We start from the raw sequence: 17,636 nt of genomic DNA on the forward strand, positions 1-17,636 counted from the left end.
CCTCAGCCGTCCTGGCCCGACGGGGCCGGACCTGCGGCGGCCGCGACGAGCGTGTCGATGTGGGAGGCCAGGTCCCGCAGGCGCGGGTTGGCGTACACGGCCTTCACCGGGAGGGAGACGCCCAGCTCCGCGCGGACCCGCGACACCAGCTTGATCGCGAGCAGTGAATGGCCGCCCAACTTGAAGAAGTTGTCGTCCGGGCCGATCCGCGAGGCGCCCAGCACGGCCGCCCAGACACCCGCGATCAGCTCCTGCGAGGGGGTCAGCCCGCCGGTGGCCGGCGGCGACTGCGGGGAGGCCGACACGGCGGGCGCCGGCAGCGCCGCCCGATCGATCTTCCCGTTGGGCGTGGTCGGGAAGCGGTCCACGGGCACGAAGGCCGACGGAACCATGTACGCGGGCAGCGCGGCGGCCAGCGCCGAGCGCAGCGCCGCCTCGGCGACCGGCTCCACGCCCCGGTGGTAGGCCACCAGCCCCGGCGCCCCGTGCACCTCCTCCCGCAGCAGCACCACGGCCTCGGCGATCCCCGGCAGCGCTGCCAACGCCGCCTCGACTTCCCGGAGTTCGATCCGGTGGCCGCGCAGCTTGATCTGCCCGTCGGCCCGGCCGAGGTAGCCCAGCCGGCCGTCCGGCAGCAGCCGCACCAGGTCGCCCGTGCGGTACATCCGCTCACCCGAGCCCCCCGGGTCGGCGACGAACCGCTCCGCCGTCAACCCCGGCCGGCGCCGGTAGCCGCGCCCCACCCGGGGCCCCGCCAGGTACAGTTCGCCGCTCTCGCCCTCGGCCACCGGCTCCAGCCGCCCGTCGAGCACCCGCATCCGCAGGCCGGGCAGGACGGTCCCGATGTGCGGCTCGTCCGCCCCGTCCACCCAACCCGCCGTGGAGTCCACCGTGCACTCGGTGGGCCCGTACAGGTTCACCGTCCGCAGCACCCCGGCCGCACCGCGCTCGGCGAGCCGACGCCACAGCGCGGGGCCGATCGCCTCACCGCCCACGAGCAGGGTCAGCGGGCGCGGCCCGCCGTCCGCGGTGAGCAGGTCCAGCAGCGGATCGGCGTGCGAGGGCGTGATGTCGAGATCGGTCAGGGCCTGCTCGTCGATCAGCCGGGCCAGCAGCGCCGGGTCCGCACGCGTCTCCTCGTCGATCATGACCAGGGTGTCGCCGCGGCAGACCCGCACCCACTGCTGCACGGAGGCGTCGAAGGACGGCGAGGCGTTCCAGCCGACCCGCCCGCCCTCGGTGACCGCGATGCCGGCGTCCTCCAACTCGGCCAGCAGCGCGGACGCGGCGCCCCGTACGATCTCGACGCCCTTGGGCCGGCCCGTGGAACCCGAGGTGTAGATGACGTAGGCGAGGGTCTCGGGGGACACGGCGACCGGCGCGAACGGGCGGTCCCGGGGGCCGGGCGCCGTCAGGGCGGCCACCGCCAGGTGCGGCGTCCCCTCGACGATCGGCTCCAGGTCGGACGTGGTGACCACCAGGTCGGCCCCCGCGTCCTCGACGAGGTACCGGCGCCGCTCGGCGGGCAGCCTCGGATCCACGGGAAGGTACGCGGCCCCCGCGCACAGGGTGCCGAGCAGCGCGGCGACCAGCTCCGTGCCGCGCGGCAGGCACAGGGCGACCACGCTCTCCGGGCCGATGCCCCGCTCGGCGAGCCGGCCGGCGACCCGCATCGCCTGGGCGCGCAGGGTGCCGAAGCTCAGCGCCCGATCGCCCGCGACGACGGCGGTCCGCGCGGCGGGCACCAGGGCGAGCCGGTCCAGCAGGTCCAGCAGGTCGGGCGCGGCGAGCGGCTCGGGACGCGCCGCGAGGGTGCTCGGGCGCTCGGGAAGGACGGCGGTCACGGCGATCACTCCCCGGCGGGCGCGCTGTGGACGGTGGTGGACGGCCGGGTGGCCGGGGCGCAGTCGGCGAGGGCGACCGGTTCGCCCATCGCGACGAGGATCTTCCGGTCTCCCTTGAAGGCCTCGCGGCCGTGAGCGCACAGGATGTTGTCGACGATCATCAGATCGCCGGCCTGCCAGGTCTCCCGTACGGTCACCCGGTCGTAGACGGCGTTGATCGCGTCCACCTCGGCGTCGGTCAGTCGGGACCCGTCCCCCAGGTAGGTGTTGAAGGGCAGCCCGTCCTCGCCGTACGTCTCCACCAGCACCTCGCGGACATCGGGGTCCAGGGTCCGGCTGTTCCAGAACGCGAAGTGGTTGAACCAGGTGCGCTCACCGGTCACCGGGTGCGTGACGATCGCCGAACGCCGCTGCCGGGTGATCATCGAGTCCCCGTCGTCGACCCACTCGTAGCCGACCGTGTTCTCCTCGCAGTACGCCTCCGCCACGGCCTTGTCCTCGGTCGCGAAGGTCTTGTACCAGGGCAGGCCCGCCAGTTCGGAGTAGTTGCGCACCAGCAGCCAGCCGGCCCGCTCGAACCGCTCGACCAGCTCCGGCGGCAGCAGACGCAGCGCCTCCCGCATGTCCCCGACGGTGGTCGCGCCGCCCTCCTCGGGAGCGATCACGCAGCCGAACAGCAGCACGCCGGGGAAGTCGAGGGTGTAGCTGTTCTCGTTGTGCAACCGGATCGGCTGCACGGCCGGCAGATCGGTGGAGGAGAAGACGCCCTCGCCGAAGTCGGTGCGCGGCGTGGCCTTCTCCTTGTAGCCGGCCCGCTGCCGGATCAGGGCGTCCCGCGCGACGGCGAACGAGGCCGCGTCGGTGACGGGCAATCCGCGCAGCAGGACGGCGCCCGAGCGGTACAACTCGGCCTGTATCGCCTCCCGGTGGGTGGTCAGCCAGGCGACGGAGGTCTCCAGGTCGGCGCCGGCGGGCGTGTGGACGACGACGGGCCTGCCGGGTTCGCGGACCGGGGTGATCCCGGCGGAGACCTGAGCGTGGGCCACTGTGGTCAGGGTCATGAGGAGTCCTTCAAGGGTGCGGAACGAAAGAACGGGGAAGGGCGGGTCACGGGCCGGGGACGGGCGGGCGCGGTGGTGTGGGGCCGGGGCGCGGGTCAGGCGGCGGTCGGGGCCTGCACGTGCCCGTCGACGACCGAGGCCAGTACGGCGAAGAACTCCGGCAACCGCTGCTGGAAGTAGAAGTGGCCGCCCGGCAGCACGTGCGAGGTGAACCCCCGGTCGGTGATCCGCGCCCAGTTGCCCAGCGCCGGGGCGGGCGCGACCGGGTCGGCGTCGCCGCCGATCACCGTCACCGGGCAGTCCACCCGGGCGGCCGACTCCTCGCAGCGGTACACGTCGTCGATCGCGAAGTCGGCCCGGATGGCCGGCAGGATGATCTCCCGGAGCTCCGGCTCGTCGAGGATTCCGTCGTCGGTGCCACCGCGCTGCTTGATGGCGGCCACCAACGCGTCGTCGTCCAGGAGTTCCGGATGTACGGCGGCCGGGTTCGCGAGGAACGGCGCCCGGCAGGCCGAGGCGACCAGCGCTCGAGGGGTACGGCCGGCCGCCTGGAGGGCGCGCACGACCTCGAAGGCCACGAGCGAACCCATGCTGTGCCCCAGCACCACCAGGTCGTCGGTGGCCCCGGCCGGCAGGGCCGCCACCACCGGGCCGGCGAGATCGGCGACGTCGCGCGGAAGGTCCTCCGCGAAGCGGGCTCCGCGCCCCGGGTACTGGCCGATCAGCAGGCGCACGTCGGCCGGCAGGTGCGCGCGCCACTCGGCGTACGCGTGCGCGTTGCCGCCGGCGTGCGGGAGGACCAGCAGCGAGGTCCGCTGCTCGCCCTCGCCGGGCAGGTCCCAGACCACGTCGTCGGGCGCGGGGGTGAAGGCCGGTGACCGGTCGTCGTCGTGTGTGCCGTGCATGTCGTCCACCTCGTTCATGTCGTTCACGCCGTTCATGAGGAAGTCCGTTCCTGATCGGGGGTGCGCTGCCGCAGCGCGGGCCGGCCGCGCCTCGGCGCGGCCGCGGGCCCGGCCGGGGCCGTCAGGGCCTCGACGTGCTGGGCGAGGGCGGCGGGAGTGGGGTGCTGGAAGATGTCGCGCAGGGTGAGGGTGACCCCGTGGGCTGCGCCGATCCGGTTGGTGAGGCGGGCGGCGAGGAGCGAGTGGCCGCCGTGGTCGAAGAAGTTGTCGTCGATGGACAGCGGGGAGGGGGTGCCGAGGGCCTCGCCGAACCAGTTCCGCACGGACTCTTCGAGCGGTGTGCGCGGGGCCCGTCCACCGGGCGTGGTCACGGCCTGGGGTTGGGGCAGCGCGGTCTTGTCGATCTTGCCGTTGGGGGTCAGCGGCAGCCGGTCGAGCGGGACGACGAAGGCCGGGACCATGTGGTCGGGCAGGAGCGTGCGCAGCCACAGGCGCACGTCCTGCGCGGTCAGCTCCCCGGTCGTCACCACGTACGCCGTCAGTTGAGGGGTGTTGCGGTGGTCCTGGTGGGTCGCGAGGGTCGCCTGGGCGATGAGGGGATGGGTGGTGAGGACGGTTTCGATCTCGGTGGGTTCGATGCGGAAGCCGCGGATCTTGATCTGGGTGTCGGTGCGTCCTGTGTAGTGCAGGTTTCCGGCGGTGTCCCAGTGGGCCTGGTCGCCGGTGCGGTAGAGGCGTGAGCCGGGCGGGCCGAAGGGGTGGGGTATGAAGTGGGAGGCGGTCGTGGTGGGTTGGGCGAGGTAGCCGTGGGCGAGGCCGTCGCCCGTCAGGTACAGCTCGCCGACGGTGCCGGCCGGAGTCGGCCTGAGGTGGGCGTCGAGGACGTAGGCGTGCTTGTTGGTGAGCGGGCGGCCGATCGAGACGGTGACGGTGGGCTCGGCGGTGGGTTCGATGGTGTGGGTGGTGGTGAACCCCATCGACTCGGCGGGGCCGTAGCCGTTGGTGATGGTGATGCCCGGGTGGGCGAGGTGGAGTCGGTGGACGTGGGTGGGGGAGGCGGGCTCGCCTCCGGTGTAGACGATCCGCGTGGTGGTGAAGGTCTCGGGGTGTTCGTCGGTGAGGTGGTTGAAGAGGCTGGAGGAGAGTTGGAGCATGGTGACGGCGTGTTGCCGGGCCAGGGCCGAGATGAGGGTGGGGTCGGGGCGTTGGCCGGGTTGGAGGACGGTGTTTCCGCCGTGGAGCAGTGCTCCCCAGAATTCGAGGCTGAAGGCGTCCCAGGAGACGGGGGAGCATTGGAGGAAGGTTTCGTCGGGGCCGAAGTGGGCGTAGGTCTGGGCGGTGAGGGTGGAGACCAGGTTGCGGTGGGTGGAGAGGATGCCTTTGGGGCGTCCGGTGGATCCCGAGGTGAACATCACGCAGGCGGTGTCGGCCGGGGCGAGGGGCACGCCGAGGTTTCCGGACTGTCGGTCGGCGATGGTGGTGTGGTCGGCGTCGGTTCGCGTGGTGGTCCAGGGGCCGCTGATCCGTGAGCCCTGTCGGGTGTCGGTGACGAGCACGCGGATGGTGGCGTCGTGTGCGGTGCGGGAGAGGCGTTCGTCGGGGAACTCGGGGTCCAGTAGGGCGTAGCCGGCGCCGGTCTTGACGACGGCGAGGACGGCGACGGCGAAGTCGAGTCCGCGGTCGAGGAGGATGCCGGCCAGGTCGCCTCGGCCCAGTCCCTGCGCGGTGAGGTGGTGGGCGAGCTGGTTGGCGCGGGTGTTGAGTTCGCCGTAGGTGAGTTCCCGGCCGCCGAAGAGCACCGCCGGGGCCTCGGGCCGTAGCCGTGCCTGTTCCTCGAAACGGTCCGTGAGGGTCGCCTCGCCGATCTCCGCACGGGTACCCGTCCACTCCTCCACCACCTGCCGCCGCTCCACCTCCCCGAGCAGCTCCAGCTCCGACAGCCGCGTACGCGGCCCGGCCGTCGCCTGCTCCAGCGCGCGGCGCACCCTCGCGACGAGACGCTCGACGGTCGCCTGCTCGTACAGGTCGCGGCGGTAGAGCACGGCGCCCGTCAGACCCCGCTCCTCGTCGGCCCGCAGCAGGAACTCCAGGTCGAACTTGACCGCGCCGGTCGCCAGCGGCTCGACCGGCCCGGCGAGCAACCCCGGCAGCTTCGGCACGACCGACGGACCCGACTCCAATGCCAGGCAGACCTGGAACAGCGGGTGCCGGGCCAGGGAGCGCGCCGGGTTCACGGCCTCCAGCACCAGGTCGAAGGGGGCGTCCTGATGGGCGAAGGCATCCAGGTCGGCGCTGCGGACCCGGGCCAACAACTCACGGAACTCCGGATCACCGGAGGTGTCGGTACGCAGTACGAGGGTGTTGACGAAGAATCCCACCAGCGCCGACAGCGCCTCGTCCGACCGACCGGCGACCGGCGACCCGATCGGGATGTCGCTCCCCGCACCCGAGCGGGTCAGGGTCGCGGCGAGCGCGGCCTGTACGACCATGAACGGGGTGCAGCGTTCGACCCGCGCCAACTCCACGACTCGATGATGGAGTTCGGCTCCGAAATCCACTCGGACCACACCCCCGCGCTGCCCGGCGGTGGCCGGCGCGGGCCGGTCATGGACCAGCGCGAGCTCCTCCGGGAGCCCGGCCAACGCGGTCTTCCAGTAGGCGAGTTGTTCATGGAGCGGCCGTCCGGTGAGGGCGGTGCGCTGCCAGAGGGCGTAGTCGGTGTAGGTGACGGGCAGCGGATCCCGGTCGGGCGACCGGCCTTCGAGTCGGGCCGCGTAGGCAGAGGAGAGGTCCGCGAAGAGCGGCCCGAGCGACTGGCCGTCGGTGGCGATGTGGTGCAGCAGGACGAGGAGCGCGCAGTCCCCGCTCTCCGTCCGCAAAAGCGTGACACGCAAGGGGTGTTCGGCCGTCAGATCGAAGGAGTGGCCGGCCGCCGCGAGCAGTTCGGCGTCCAGACGCTCCGCCGTAACGTCGCGCACCTCGAAGACGGGCGTGACCGGAAGCGGGTCGATGACCTGGTACGGATGTCCCTCCGCGGTGGCGAACCGGGTCCGGAGCGGCTCATGGCGGGCGACGAGGTCCCCGAACGCCTCCCGCAACGCGTCGGAATCCGGTCGGCCCTCCAGCCGGACCGCCAACGGAACGTTGTACGAGGTTCCCCGCCCGCCCAGTGCCTCCACCAGCCAGAGCCGCTGCTGGGCGAAGGACAGGGGCAGGTGCTCCGGGCGTTCCTCGACACGGGTCAGCGGCGGCAGGGCGGGCCGCGGCCCGGCATCCTCGACCCGCCGGGCGAGGGCGGCCGGGGTCGGGTGCCGGAAGACGTCCCGCAGCGTGAGGGTCACCCCGAGGGTGGCGCCGATCCGGTTGGTGAGGCGGGCGGCGAGGAGCGAGTGGCCGCCGTGGTCGAAGAAGTCGTCGTCCATGGACAGGGGGACGGACGAACCGAGCACCTCGCCGACCAGCGTCCTGACGACCTCCTCCAGCTCACTGCGCGGCGCCCGCCCCCCGACGGCCGGGAGCGCCTCCACGGCCGGCAGCGCCCGCCGGTCGATCTTGCCGTTGGGAGTGAGCGGCAGCCGGTCGAGGACGGCGAACCGTGCGGGGACCATGTGATCGGGCAGCCGCTCGCGCAACCACGCCTTCAGATCACCCGGGCCGGGCGCGGGCCGTGTCCCGGACGTGAGGGTCACGTACGCCGTCAGCCGTTCGTCGGCGTGGACCAGCGTGGCCTGGTTGACGAGGGGATGGGTGGTGAGGACGGTTTCGATCTCGGTGGGTTCGATGCGGAAGCCGCGGATCTTGATCTGGGTGTCGGTGCGTCCTGTGTAGTGCAGGTTTCCGGCGGTGTCCCAGTGGGCCTGGTCGCCGGTGCGGTAGAGGCGTGAGCCGGGTGGGCCGAAGGGGTGGGGTATGAAGTGGGTGGCGGTCGTGGTGGGTTGGGCGAGGTAGCCGTGGGCGAGGCCGTCGCCCGTCAGGTACAGCTCGCCCGTGGTGCCGTGCGGGACCGGGCGCAGCCGCACGTCCAGCACGTAGGCGTGCTTGTTGGTGAGCGGGCGGCCGATCGGGACCGTGCCGGTGGGTGGCTCGGTGGTGGGTTCGATGGTGTGGGTGGTGGTGAACCCCATCGACTCGGCGGGGCCGTAGCCGTTGGTGATGGTGAGGTGGGGGTGTGACAGGTGGAGCCGGTGGACGTGCGTGGGGGAGGCGGGCTCGCCACCCGTGTAGACGATCCGGGTCTTCGCGAACGTGTCCGGGTGTTCGTCGGTGAGGTGGTTGAAGAGGCTGGAGGAGAGTTGGAGCATGGTGACGGCGTGTTGCCGGGCCAGGGCCGAGATGACGGTGGGGTCGGGGCGTTGGCCGGGTTGGAGGACGGTGCTTCCGCCGTGGAGCAGTGCTCCCCAGAATTCGAGGCTGAAGGCGTCCCAGGAGACGGGGGAGCATTGGAGGAAGGTTTCGTCGGGGCCGAAGTGGGCGTAGGTCTGGGCGGTGAGGGTGGAGACCAGGTTGCGGTGGGTGGAGAGGATGCCTTTGGGGCGTCCGGTGGATCCCGAGGTGAACATCACGCAGGCGGTGTCGGCCGGGGCGAGGGGCACGCCGAGGTTTCCGGACTGTCGGCCGGCGATGGTGGTGTGGTCGGCGTCGGTTCGCGTGGTGGTCCAGGGGCCGCTGATCCGTGAGCCCTGTCGGGTGTCGGTGACGAGTGTGCGGATGGTGGCGTCGTGTGCGGTGCGGGAGAGGCGTTCGTCGGGGAACTCGGGGTCCAGGAGGGCGTAGCCGGCGCCGGTCTTGACGACGGCGAGGACGGCGACGGCGAAGTCGAGTCCGCGGTCGAGGAGGATGCCGGCCAGGTCGCCTCGGCCCAGTCCCCGCGCGGTGAGGTGGTGGGCGAGCTGGTTGGCTCGGGTGTTGAGCTCCCCGTAGGTGAGTTCCCGGCCGCCGAAGAGCACCGCCGGGGCCTCGGGCCGTAGCCGTGCCTGTTCCTCGAAACGGTCCGTGAGGGTCGCCTCGCCGATCTCGGCACGGGTACCCGTCCACTCCTCCACCACCTGCCGCCGCTCCACCCCGCCCAACAACTCGACCTGGGACAAGGGGAGTCGGAAGCCATTCACGGCCTGCTCCACGAAGTGCAGGAACCGGTCCTGATGACCGGCCACGGCCTCGATGTCGCACACCTCCGGCGCCGCGTCGAAGTCGATGCGCAACCCGCCCCGCGGACCGAGGTCGTACACGCCGACCGCCAGGTCCTCGACGGGCCCGTTGCCCAGGTTGTGCTGAGTGGTGGGGAACCCGCAGAAGCGCATCCCCGGCGTGAACGCCATGATGTTGACGAGCGGGGCCGTGATCCGCCGCTCGGTCTCGCCCAGACCCAGGTCACGGCACATGTCCTCGTACCGGGTGCGCTGGTGTCGCAGACCCTGCCGGGTCTCCGCGACGACGGAGGCCAACAGCTCGGCGAGCGACCCGTCGGCCGCGACCCGCACCCGCAGCGGGACCACGTTCGACAGCATCCCCGGGGTGCGCCGCGCGAGTTCGGTCCGCCGGCCCGTGACCGGCAGCCCCAACACCGTCTCCGGACTCCCGCTCACCCGGTGCGTGTACGCCGCCACCAGCGAGATCACCAGCATCGTCCACGGCGCCCGGTGCTCGCGGGCCACTTCGCGCAGCCGGTCCGCCCGATCGGGGGACAGCACCACGGTCCGACGGACGAAGGGCAGCGCGCCCGGCGCCGTACGGCCGGTGTGTCCCTCCCCGAGCCGCGGGGTCGCGGGCAGGTCGGCGAGGTGCGCGGCCCAGTGTGCCCGGTCGGCGGCCCCCTCCTCGGAGGTCCGGTACGCCGCGTCCTCGGCCAGCACGTCCGACAGCGCCCCGAACGGGCTCGGTCCCCAGGGCTCCCCCGCGGAAACCGCCGCGTACAGCTCCACCAGACGCTGGTCGAGCAGGGCCACCCCCATGCCGTCGATCGCGAGGTGGTGGAAGGCGTGGAAGTAGAACCACCGCTCCCCGCCCAGCCGGATGAGGGCGTGCCGGGTCAACCAGTCCTCGGCGAGGTCGAAGGGCCGGGCCAGTTCCGCCGCCATCCACGCGCGGGCCGCGGCGGCGGGATCCGGTTCACCGCCGAGATCCACGAACTCCAGCCGTCGGCCCACCGGTTCGGGGTGAACGAGCTGCCACAGGCCGCCGTGCTCGTCCGATCCCGTACCCCGGATCCGCAGGACGTCGGCCTCCCGGGCGAGTTGGTACCAGGCGCCGGCGAGTGCCTCGGGATCCAGGGCGCCCAGGACCTCCCGGTACTCCCCGATGTTGTAGCGGCAGCCCGTGGCGTCCAGCCCATGGGCCATCCAGATGTCGCGCTGCGCCGCCGACAGGGGCAGCCGCACAGCGGCGGGCCCGTGCGCGGTGCCCTGTTCAGAGGCCTTCGGGGACATGCGGATGCTCCTAGGAATCGTTGCCGAGGCGGACCGCGGGCGCCGACGCGCGCCGGGGCTGTCGGGTGGTCGTCCGGGACTCATCGGGCGGTCGTCGGATGGTCGTCGGGCGGTCGTCGGATGGTCGTCGGGGTGGTCGTCCGGCCGTACGTCATCCAACCCGCGGCGCGCCGGCCCGGGCGGCAGTTGCTCCGGCACTCCGGCAGCAGTTGCTCCGGCACTCCGGCACTCCGGCACTCCGGCAGCAGTCAGGAGGCGGCGGCGACGGAGCCGACCGCCCGGGCCCGGCAGGCGGTCCGGACCAGGCCCAGCACCCGGAAGCGCGAACCGTCGCCCTCGTGCGCGGCTCGTACGGCCCCGCTGATCAGCAGCTCCCGCAGCAGCCGCCCGGAGCTCGGCAGGTCGCGGCCGGTCAGTGCGGTGATCCCGGTCAGCGTGAACTCGTCGTCGGGCCCGCCACCGGCGCAGAGCGCCTCCAACAGACCTCGCGCGCCGGGCGTGAGCCGGTCCGTCAGCGCGTCCAACGCCGCCCGTAGACGCCCCGTGCCCTCGCCCCCGCCGAGGTGGTCGAGGTGGGCCGCCGGGTCGGCGTCCAGGCTCCGGCACAGGGCGTCGAGATCGCACAGCACCAGCCAGGACGCGGCCGCGGCGAGCGCTCCCGGATGGCCGTCCAGGCGGCGGCAGATCCACGCCGTCCGCTCCAGATCCGCCGACGTCGCACCGAACCCGGGCCGAACCCTCCGGGCGTGGTCCAGGAACACCCGCACGGCCGGGGCGGCGCGATCGACGGTTCCCTCGGCCGGCACCGCCGGAGGGGAGAGCAGGAAGATCCGCTCGCCCGGTATCTCCCACGGCCGGTCCGAGGTGACCAGCAGCCGCAGGCCGGGGCAGGCCCGCAGCAGCGCCGTCAACAGGCCGAACCGGGGCGGATCCTCGGGAGCGCCGTCGAGGACCAGTAACGCGGCCCTGTCGCCCAGGAGTTCCGCGAGCGCCGACACGGCCTCCGCGCCCTCCGGATCGCCGCCCCCGCCTCCGGGGCCGTGCGCGGCACGGACGGCGGAAGCCGGGTCCGCGGCGGTCCACAGTCGGGCCGCGGCGGCAGCCGCTCGGGCCGACACCGTGCCTTCCCCGGACGTCAGATAGTCCGCCGTGGCGCCGGGAAAGGCGTGCCACAGCACCGGCGTCCCCGCTCGGTGCAACCGATCCGCCACCTCCAGCGCCAACCGGGTCTTGCCCACCCCGGCGAGCCCCACCACGTGCGCCAGCCGCTCCGCGCCCGACCCCAACTCCCGCTCCAGTAAACCCGCCTCGGCATCCCGGCCCAGGATCGCGTGCAGGGCCGTCGGCGGCGCGGGCGGCTCCGTCCACCACCCCTGCCCGCCCGGCCGGCCCTGCTGCGCGGCCGCCTCCAACGCCGCCCGGGCCCGCGGGCCCAGCCGCAGCGCCTCCGCCATCAGCCGCACCGTGTCGGGGCGGGGACGTCTCGCCTTGCCCTGCTCCAGATCGCGGATGGCCCGCACGCTGATCGTCGACAGGTCGGCCAGCTCCCGCTGGGTCATGCCGATGCGCAGCCGGTGCCCTCTGATGAGGGCCCCCACCCGGGAGGCCTCCCGCACCGCCCCGCCCTCGGGTTCGCGTGCGTCGGGCGTGCCGCCGGTGTGGGGGGTGCCGTGGGCGTTGTGGGTGTCGTGGGTGCTGTGGGTGTCGTCAGAGCCATGGGTCTCGTGGGTGCCGTGGGTGCCGTGGGTGCCGTGGGCGCCGTGGGTGCCGTGGGTCTCGTGCGTGCCGAGCGGGCTGAACGGGTCCCGCGCGCCGTGCGTCCCGTACGGGGCGTCGTGCGGGTTCGGGTGGGCGGCGCTGCGAGCGGTCGTGTGAGCTGTCATGTGGGCGCTCCCGGCTGCGGTGGTGGGGGAACGGGCGGGCCTGGGGTGATGCGCCCGGTTCCTGTTCCCATCGTCGGCAGCGCGCTATCGCGCGGGCATCGTCCGACGGCCGGGCGCCGCTATCACCGGGCCGGGAAAGCGCGGGCCAACGGTGATAGCGGGGCGATAGGAGCGGGGCCGGTCCGGGGATTCCGGCCGTTCCTAACGTGAGGTCCAGAAAGCAGGAAGCGCCCCGGAACCACCGGAGCGCACCGATGAAAGGACCCCGACATGAGCGTCACCCACGCCTTCCGCGCCGCCCTCGTCACCGTCGCCATCGCCGGAGTCGCCACCCTCGGGACCCAGGCCGCCCACGCCGCCGACCCGGCCGGCCTCACCGCGGTCGCCGGCGCCTCGCACAGTGCGGCTGCGGCGGGCGCCTCCACCAACACCAACCCGTGGGACTGACGCCCCGCCGCTCGGGAACGACGGCCGGTCAGACCTCGGCGGCGGACTCCGCCGCCGGCGCGTGCACCGCCCGAGCCGTCAGGGCCGTGATGGCCGGCCCGTGCACCGGCCCGGCCGAGGAACCGCCCCCGACACCGGGACCCGAGGCCGTACCGCCCGGCGTACCTCCCGCCGAACCGATGACGGTGACGGCAGCAGTACCCGCGCCGATTCCCAGCATCCCCTCCGCCTCGGCAAGCTCCGCCGTCATCCGACGCTCGCGGAAGGCCCGTACCGCCGTCTCCAGCAACTCGCGGGAACGCGACCGCTCCCCGGAGCTTCCGCTCGCGGCCAGCAGCCGCGCCAGGTCGAGGCGCACCAGCGCCGCGCCGCCGTGGTCCATCATCTGGTCCCGCACGGACAGCGCCTGGGCGTAGAAGCCCCGGGCCGCCTCACCCCGGCCCATCTCCACGTGCGCGTGCCCCAGGTCCCGCAGCAGGTGTCCCTCGCCGATCAGGTCCCCGCTCGCGCGGCAGAGCTCCAACACCTCCGTGAACGTCCGCACCGCACGCTCGTGTTCACCTCGGCTCTGCGACAACTGACCGGCTCTGCGCAGGGTCCGTGCCTCACCTCCCGTGTAGCCCACGGACCGGTAGATGCCGAGTGCCTCGTCCAGTCGGCTCTGCGCCGCCGAGTCCTGCCCGCGCCGCATCCAGATGTGCGCGCTCTGCGTCAGGACGATGGCCCGGCCCACCACGTCACCGACCTGGTCGAAATCCCGCAGCGCCCGGTCGTACAGCCCGAGCGCGCGGTCGTCGTCGCCCCGCATCCGCTCCAGCAGGGCAAGGTCGCGGTGGCACAGCGCCAGGCCCTGCCGGTCGTCGAGCTCCCGGAACAGCCCGAGCGCCGTCGTCAAGGCGGTGCGGGACTCCTCGTTCTGGCTGCGGCCCAGGTACAGCACCCCGAGCGAGCTCAGCAGCGCCGCCGTGCCGCGCGTGTTCCCGGCCGACCGGACCGACTCCAGGGCGAGTTGGTGCGTACGCTCCCAGTCGTCGAAGTATCCGCGCCCTTCGAAGAGGGTGGCCAGGGTGGTCGCCAGGTCCCAGCACAGCTCGTCCTGTTGCTCGCGGGCGGCGTGCTCGACGGCCTGCACCAGGTTCGCGTGCTCGCTGTCGAGCCATTCCAGCGGATCGACCAGCAGCTCGTCCACGCACGCGGCCGGCGGTTCCCAGCGCGGAGCGGTGCCGTGCAGAACCGTGAAGTCCCCGCCGTAGATGCGCCGATGGGCCTGTTCCGCCAGCGACAGCCAGCCACCGAGCATCCTGGCGACGACCGTCTTCTGGGCGCCCGGATCGTCGTGCGTGGCCAACTGCTCCCGGGCGAAGACCCGAATGATCTCGTGGAAGCGGTAGCGGAAGCCGCCGGTGGAGTCCACGCCGACGACGTCCAGCATCTGTACGTCGACCAGGGGTTCGAGGAGGTCCGAGGGGAACGGGCGCCGGTCGTCCAGCAGCGCCCCCGCCAGCCAACCCGGCAGGGTGGGCCCCTGCGCCAGGCTCAACAGGCGCAGCAGCCGGCGGTCCTCCGCCGCGAGCCCGTCATGGGTGAGGCAGAGGCTGGCCCGCATGGTCATCTCGCCGTGGGTCAGCTCGTCCAGACGGTGCCGTTCGTTGGCGAGCCGGTGCACCATCGAGGACAACGGCCAGTGTGGTCGGGCCGCGAGCCGTGCCGCGACGATCCGCAGGGCCAGGGGCAGTCCGCCGACCGTCCGTACGAGAGCCTCCGCGGCCGCCGCCTCACGGCCGACGCGGTCGCCGCCGACGACCCGCGCCAACAGTTCCAACGCCCGCTCGGTGTCCATCACGTCGAGCTCGACCCGGTGCGCCCCGGGCAGCCCGGTCAGGCGGACCCGACTGGTGACGAGCACCGCACACCTGTTGCTGCCGGGCAACAGGGGTCGGATCTGGCTCTCGGACGCCGCGTCGTCGAGGACGACCAGGACCCGTCGCGCGGCCAGCAGCGTCCGGTACATCTCCGCCCGCTCGTCCTGCGATTCGGGGATCACCGGCCCGGGGATGCCGAGCGCGCGCAGGAACCGGCCCAGCACCTCGCCGGACGTGGCCGGAGTTCCCGTACCGCGCAGGTCGCAGTACAACTGCCCGTCAGGGAAAGAGGTTTCGCCCAGCCTGTGTGCGATGTGCGTGGCGAGCGTGGACTTCCCGGTGCCGGGCTTGCCCACGATCACCGCGAGCCCCACCGCTCGCCTATCCCCGTCACCGAGCAGCGTCCGTTCGACCCGCGCCATCTGCTCCTCGTCACCGACGAAGTCGCACGTGTCAGCCGGGAGTTGACGCGGGACCTCCTCGCGGGCGGTCGTGGCCCCGCGGTACCCCGCCGCTTCGGTCGGGTCGGCATCGGCGGGGCCCCGGCCGGTCGGTACGGGGCCGGTCGGTACGAGGCCGGTCGGTACGGGGCCGGTCGGTACGGGGCCGATCGGGGGAGTCGAGGGCGCGGTCACGGCCGCGGTCATCGCCGCCCCGGCCTCGTCGGCGCGATCCCGGTCCCGGCGCTGCTCGAAATGACCCCCTGCGGCCGGATCGGGTCGGGGGTCACCACCCGGCGCACGGCCGGGGCCGGGTCTGTCGCCCCCCGTGGCACCCGCGGCGGGCGTGGCCGGCCCGGTCTCCGACGGCGGCGGGGGAACGGCACCCGACAGGATGTCCCGCTCCAGCCTGCGCAGCGCCCCACCGGGCTCCAGGCCCAGCTCCTCCACCAGCAGGTCGCGCCCGACGCGGTAGCTCTCCAACGCCTCCGCCTGCCGGCCCGACCGGTACAGGGCCAGCATCAACTGTCCGCGCAACCTTTCCCGCAGCGGGTGGACCCGCACCAACAACTGGATCTCGCCCACGAGCTGATGGTGACGCCCCAGGTCCAGATCCAACTCGATCCGCGTCTCCACGGCCGTCAGCCGCTCCTCGTCCAACTGGAGTGCCTTGCTGCGCAACGTCTCGCTCGACACCCCGCTCAGACAGTCGCCCAGCCACAACTCTCCTGCCGATCGCAGGAGTTCCACCGACTCGGTCATGGCGCCCTGTCGTGCGGCGGTCCGCGCGTCCGCGACCCTGCGCACGAACAGCGCCGCGTCCACGAGGTCACCCTCCGTCTTGAGCACGTACCCCGGAGGACGCGTCGTGATCGCGGCGGCGATGGCCGCCTTCGTGAACAGCTTCCGCAACCGCGAGACACAGATCTGCACCTGGGTGCGCGCCGTGTCCGGCGGTTCGTCGTCCCAGATCAGATCGACCAGGTAGTCGGTGCTGACCACCCGGTTCGCCTCAAGGAGCAGGGCGGCCAGAATGACTTCCTGCCGCCCCGGGGGAATCCTCACCGGCCCGTCACGGCCGGTCACCTGTAACGGTCCGAGGATCCGGAAAACCACCGCGTCCGGGGTGTGGAACACCCCGCCGGACGAAACAGTCATGAGTCTCCCAGCTGGGGCAACGCCTGAGAACGGGTGGAGCGCTGGGCAAGTCTCCCCGAACACCCCTCCGGTGTCCATGGTGTGGGGGTTTCGTGCGCGTGAACCGTGATAGGGCGGGGATAGCACCGGGTTATGGCCCCCGGGCACCGTGGACCTGCGGCACCGGTCGGGGTGCGGCCGCATGAAAGGACTTCCCATGAACAGTCGGCACGCCGGGCGGGTCCCGCCCAGCCGCGTCGTCACCGACTCCGGGGTCGATCACGTACGCCTGGCCTACCACTACCTCGACACCGGAGACCTCGACGGCTACGGATCACTGCTGCACGCGGGAGCCCTGGGCGCCGATCTGGAACGTCCGCCGGTACCGGGCACCCGCCACCACATCACACGGATCGTCGCCGACGGGGACTGCGTGGTGGCGATGGGCCGACTCGACCCCCAACAACGGGACTTCGTCGACGTGTTCACCCTCTCTGCGGAGGGCATGCTGCGCGCCTGCAGCCGCTACTACGGCGGCCCGCCGCGCCAGAGCCTGTCGGGGCGCTGAACACGGCCTCTCCGCGCGGGACATGACGCTCGACCCCCTCCGCACCGGTACGTCCCGCTCCGGGCCGCGCCCACCACACCCGCACGATCCCGAGTCGATCACCTGAGGCATGCTGGCGGCCGGAAGACCACCGCACCCGAGGGAGCAGTCGAGTGACAGTCCGCCACATCGAGTTCGAGTACCTGCACAACTTCCGTGACCTGGGCGGCTACCGCTCCACCGACGGCCGCACCGTCATCCCGGGCGCCCTGTACAGGTCCGACTCGCTCGGCAAACTCCGGGGAGCCGACTGGGACCGGTTCCTCGCACTGGGCATCCGTACCGTCATCGACCTGCGCTACCCCTGGGAAGCCGACGCCAAGGGCCGGGTGCCCGAGCCGCACCGCTTCACGTACGCCAACCTCAGCATCGAGCACCGCCCCTACGACCAGGCGCAGATCGACCCCGACATCGACCCCTGGCGCTACCTCGCCGACCGCTTCGCCGAGGTGACGGAGGACGGCGTCGAGGAGATCCGACAGGCCATCGAGCTGATCGCCGACGCGGAACCGGGACCGACCGTCTTCCACTGCACGTCCGGCAAGGACCGTACCGGCCTGATCGCGGCCTTCGTGCTGACCCTCCTCGACGTGCCCGAGAAAGAGATCCTGGCCGACTTCGCCCTCACCGAACTGGCGACCGAACGCCTCGCGGCCGACTGGCACACCGCCAACCCCGGCCGCACCATGCGCTGGCCCGCGTACGGGCGCGCCCCGGCCACCATCATGGAACTCGTCCTCGCGGACCTGAGAGACCGCCACGGATCCCCGACCGCCTACCTCACGGACCACGTCGGCATCACCCCGGAGACCGTGACCCGGCTGCGCGCCCGACTGCTGACGCCGTAGGCCGCCACGGCCCCCGGGAGCGGATCAGGCGAGGAGACGCCGGAGCCGGCGGGTGCGGGCGTCACGGGCGTCACGGGCGTCCCGGGTGAGCGCCGCCCTCGGCGCCGGGCCGTCGAGCCGTGGTACGCGTCGGGCCGGACATGGAGTTCGGCCCGACGCGCCGCCGTGCATCCAGTA

Annotated in this window: 9 protein-coding genes; 3 read left to right on the plus strand and 6 right to left on the minus strand. The window is 72.8% G+C overall.

Annotated features, from left to right (window positions below):
- Positions 1 to 2: 2 nt before the first annotated feature.
- From ACFYW3_RS01720 to ACFYW3_RS01740, 5 genes are all read right to left on the minus strand, one after another.
- Positions 3 to 1,844 carry an amino acid adenylation domain-containing protein gene (locus ACFYW3_RS01720; RefSeq protein ID WP_389385222.1) on the minus strand — a complete coding sequence of 614 codons (1,842 nt, stop codon included), beginning with the start codon at positions 1,842 to 1,844 and terminating at the stop codon, positions 3 to 5.
- A gap of 5 nt (positions 1,845 to 1,849) precedes the next feature.
- Complete coding sequence (locus ACFYW3_RS01725) at positions 1,850 to 2,905, minus strand: TauD/TfdA family dioxygenase (protein WP_389385223.1); 1,056 nt, start codon at positions 2,903 to 2,905, stop codon at positions 1,850 to 1,852.
- Between the two features lie 95 nt (positions 2,906 to 3,000).
- The gene (locus ACFYW3_RS01730) at positions 3,001 to 3,810 is read right to left on the minus strand and encodes a thioesterase II family protein (protein WP_389385610.1); all 810 of its coding nucleotides are present in this window, start codon (positions 3,808 to 3,810) and stop codon (positions 3,001 to 3,003) included.
- 32 nt (positions 3,811 to 3,842) lie between these two features.
- The gene (locus ACFYW3_RS01735) at positions 3,843 to 10,235 is read right to left on the minus strand and encodes an amino acid adenylation domain-containing protein (protein WP_389385224.1); all 6,393 of its coding nucleotides are present in this window, start codon (positions 10,233 to 10,235) and stop codon (positions 3,843 to 3,845) included.
- Positions 10,236 to 10,483: 248 nt separating this feature from the next.
- Positions 10,484 to 12,118, minus strand: coding sequence for a helix-turn-helix domain-containing protein (locus ACFYW3_RS01740; protein WP_389385225.1), 1,635 nt, complete (start codon positions 12,116 to 12,118; stop codon positions 10,484 to 10,486).
- 270 nt (positions 12,119 to 12,388) lie between these two features.
- Between ACFYW3_RS01740 and ACFYW3_RS01745 the strand changes: the two genes are divergently transcribed.
- Positions 12,389 to 12,565 (plus strand): hypothetical protein, encoded by a 177-nt coding sequence (locus ACFYW3_RS01745; protein WP_389385226.1) that lies wholly within the window; start codon positions 12,389 to 12,391, stop codon positions 12,563 to 12,565.
- A gap of 28 nt (positions 12,566 to 12,593) precedes the next feature.
- Here the strand turns inward: ACFYW3_RS01745 and ACFYW3_RS01750 are convergent, their stop codons facing one another.
- Positions 12,594 to 16,025 carry a BTAD domain-containing putative transcriptional regulator gene (locus ACFYW3_RS01750; RefSeq protein WP_389385227.1) on the minus strand — a complete coding sequence of 1,144 codons (3,432 nt, stop codon included), beginning with the start codon at positions 16,023 to 16,025 and terminating at the stop codon, positions 12,594 to 12,596.
- 196 nt (positions 16,026 to 16,221) lie between these two features.
- On the opposite strand from ACFYW3_RS01750, the gene ACFYW3_RS01755 reads away from it, so the two are divergent.
- Positions 16,222 to 16,572 carry a nuclear transport factor 2 family protein gene (locus tag ACFYW3_RS01755; protein ID WP_389385228.1) on the plus strand — a complete coding sequence of 117 codons (351 nt, stop codon included), beginning with the start codon at positions 16,222 to 16,224 and terminating at the stop codon, positions 16,570 to 16,572.
- A gap of 152 nt (positions 16,573 to 16,724) precedes the next feature.
- Complete coding sequence (locus ACFYW3_RS01760) at positions 16,725 to 17,459, plus strand: tyrosine-protein phosphatase (RefSeq protein ID WP_389385229.1); 735 nt, start codon at positions 16,725 to 16,727, stop codon at positions 17,457 to 17,459.
- Positions 17,460 to 17,636 lie beyond the last annotated feature (177 nt).

Origin of the sequence: Streptomyces sp. NPDC002602 (assembly GCF_042889445.1) — a bacterium.
In the GTDB taxonomy this organism is placed as follows: Bacteria; Actinomycetota; Actinomycetes; order Streptomycetales; family Streptomycetaceae; genus Streptomyces.

Coding starts and splice junctions, on each gene's coding strand:
- ACFYW3_RS01725 (WP_389385223.1), bottom strand. CDS start 2,905: ATGACCCTGACCACAGTGGCCCACGCTCAGGTCTCCGCCGGGATCACC.
- ACFYW3_RS01730 (WP_389385610.1), bottom strand. CDS start 3,810: ATGCACGGCACACACGACGACGACCGGTCACCGGCCTTCACCCCCGCG.
- ACFYW3_RS01735 (WP_389385224.1), bottom strand. CDS start 10,235: ATGTCCCCGAAGGCCTCTGAACAGGGCACCGCGCACGGGCCCGCCGCT.
- ACFYW3_RS01740 (WP_389385225.1), bottom strand. CDS start 12,118: ATGACAGCTCACACGACCGCTCGCAGCGCCGCCCACCCGAACCCGCAC.
- ACFYW3_RS01745 (WP_389385226.1), top strand. CDS start 12,389: ATGAGCGTCACCCACGCCTTCCGCGCCGCCCTCGTCACCGTCGCCATC.
- ACFYW3_RS01750 (WP_389385227.1), bottom strand. CDS start 16,025: ATGACTGTTTCGTCCGGCGGGGTGTTCCACACCCCGGACGCGGTGGTT.
- ACFYW3_RS01755 (WP_389385228.1), top strand. CDS start 16,222: ATGAACAGTCGGCACGCCGGGCGGGTCCCGCCCAGCCGCGTCGTCACC.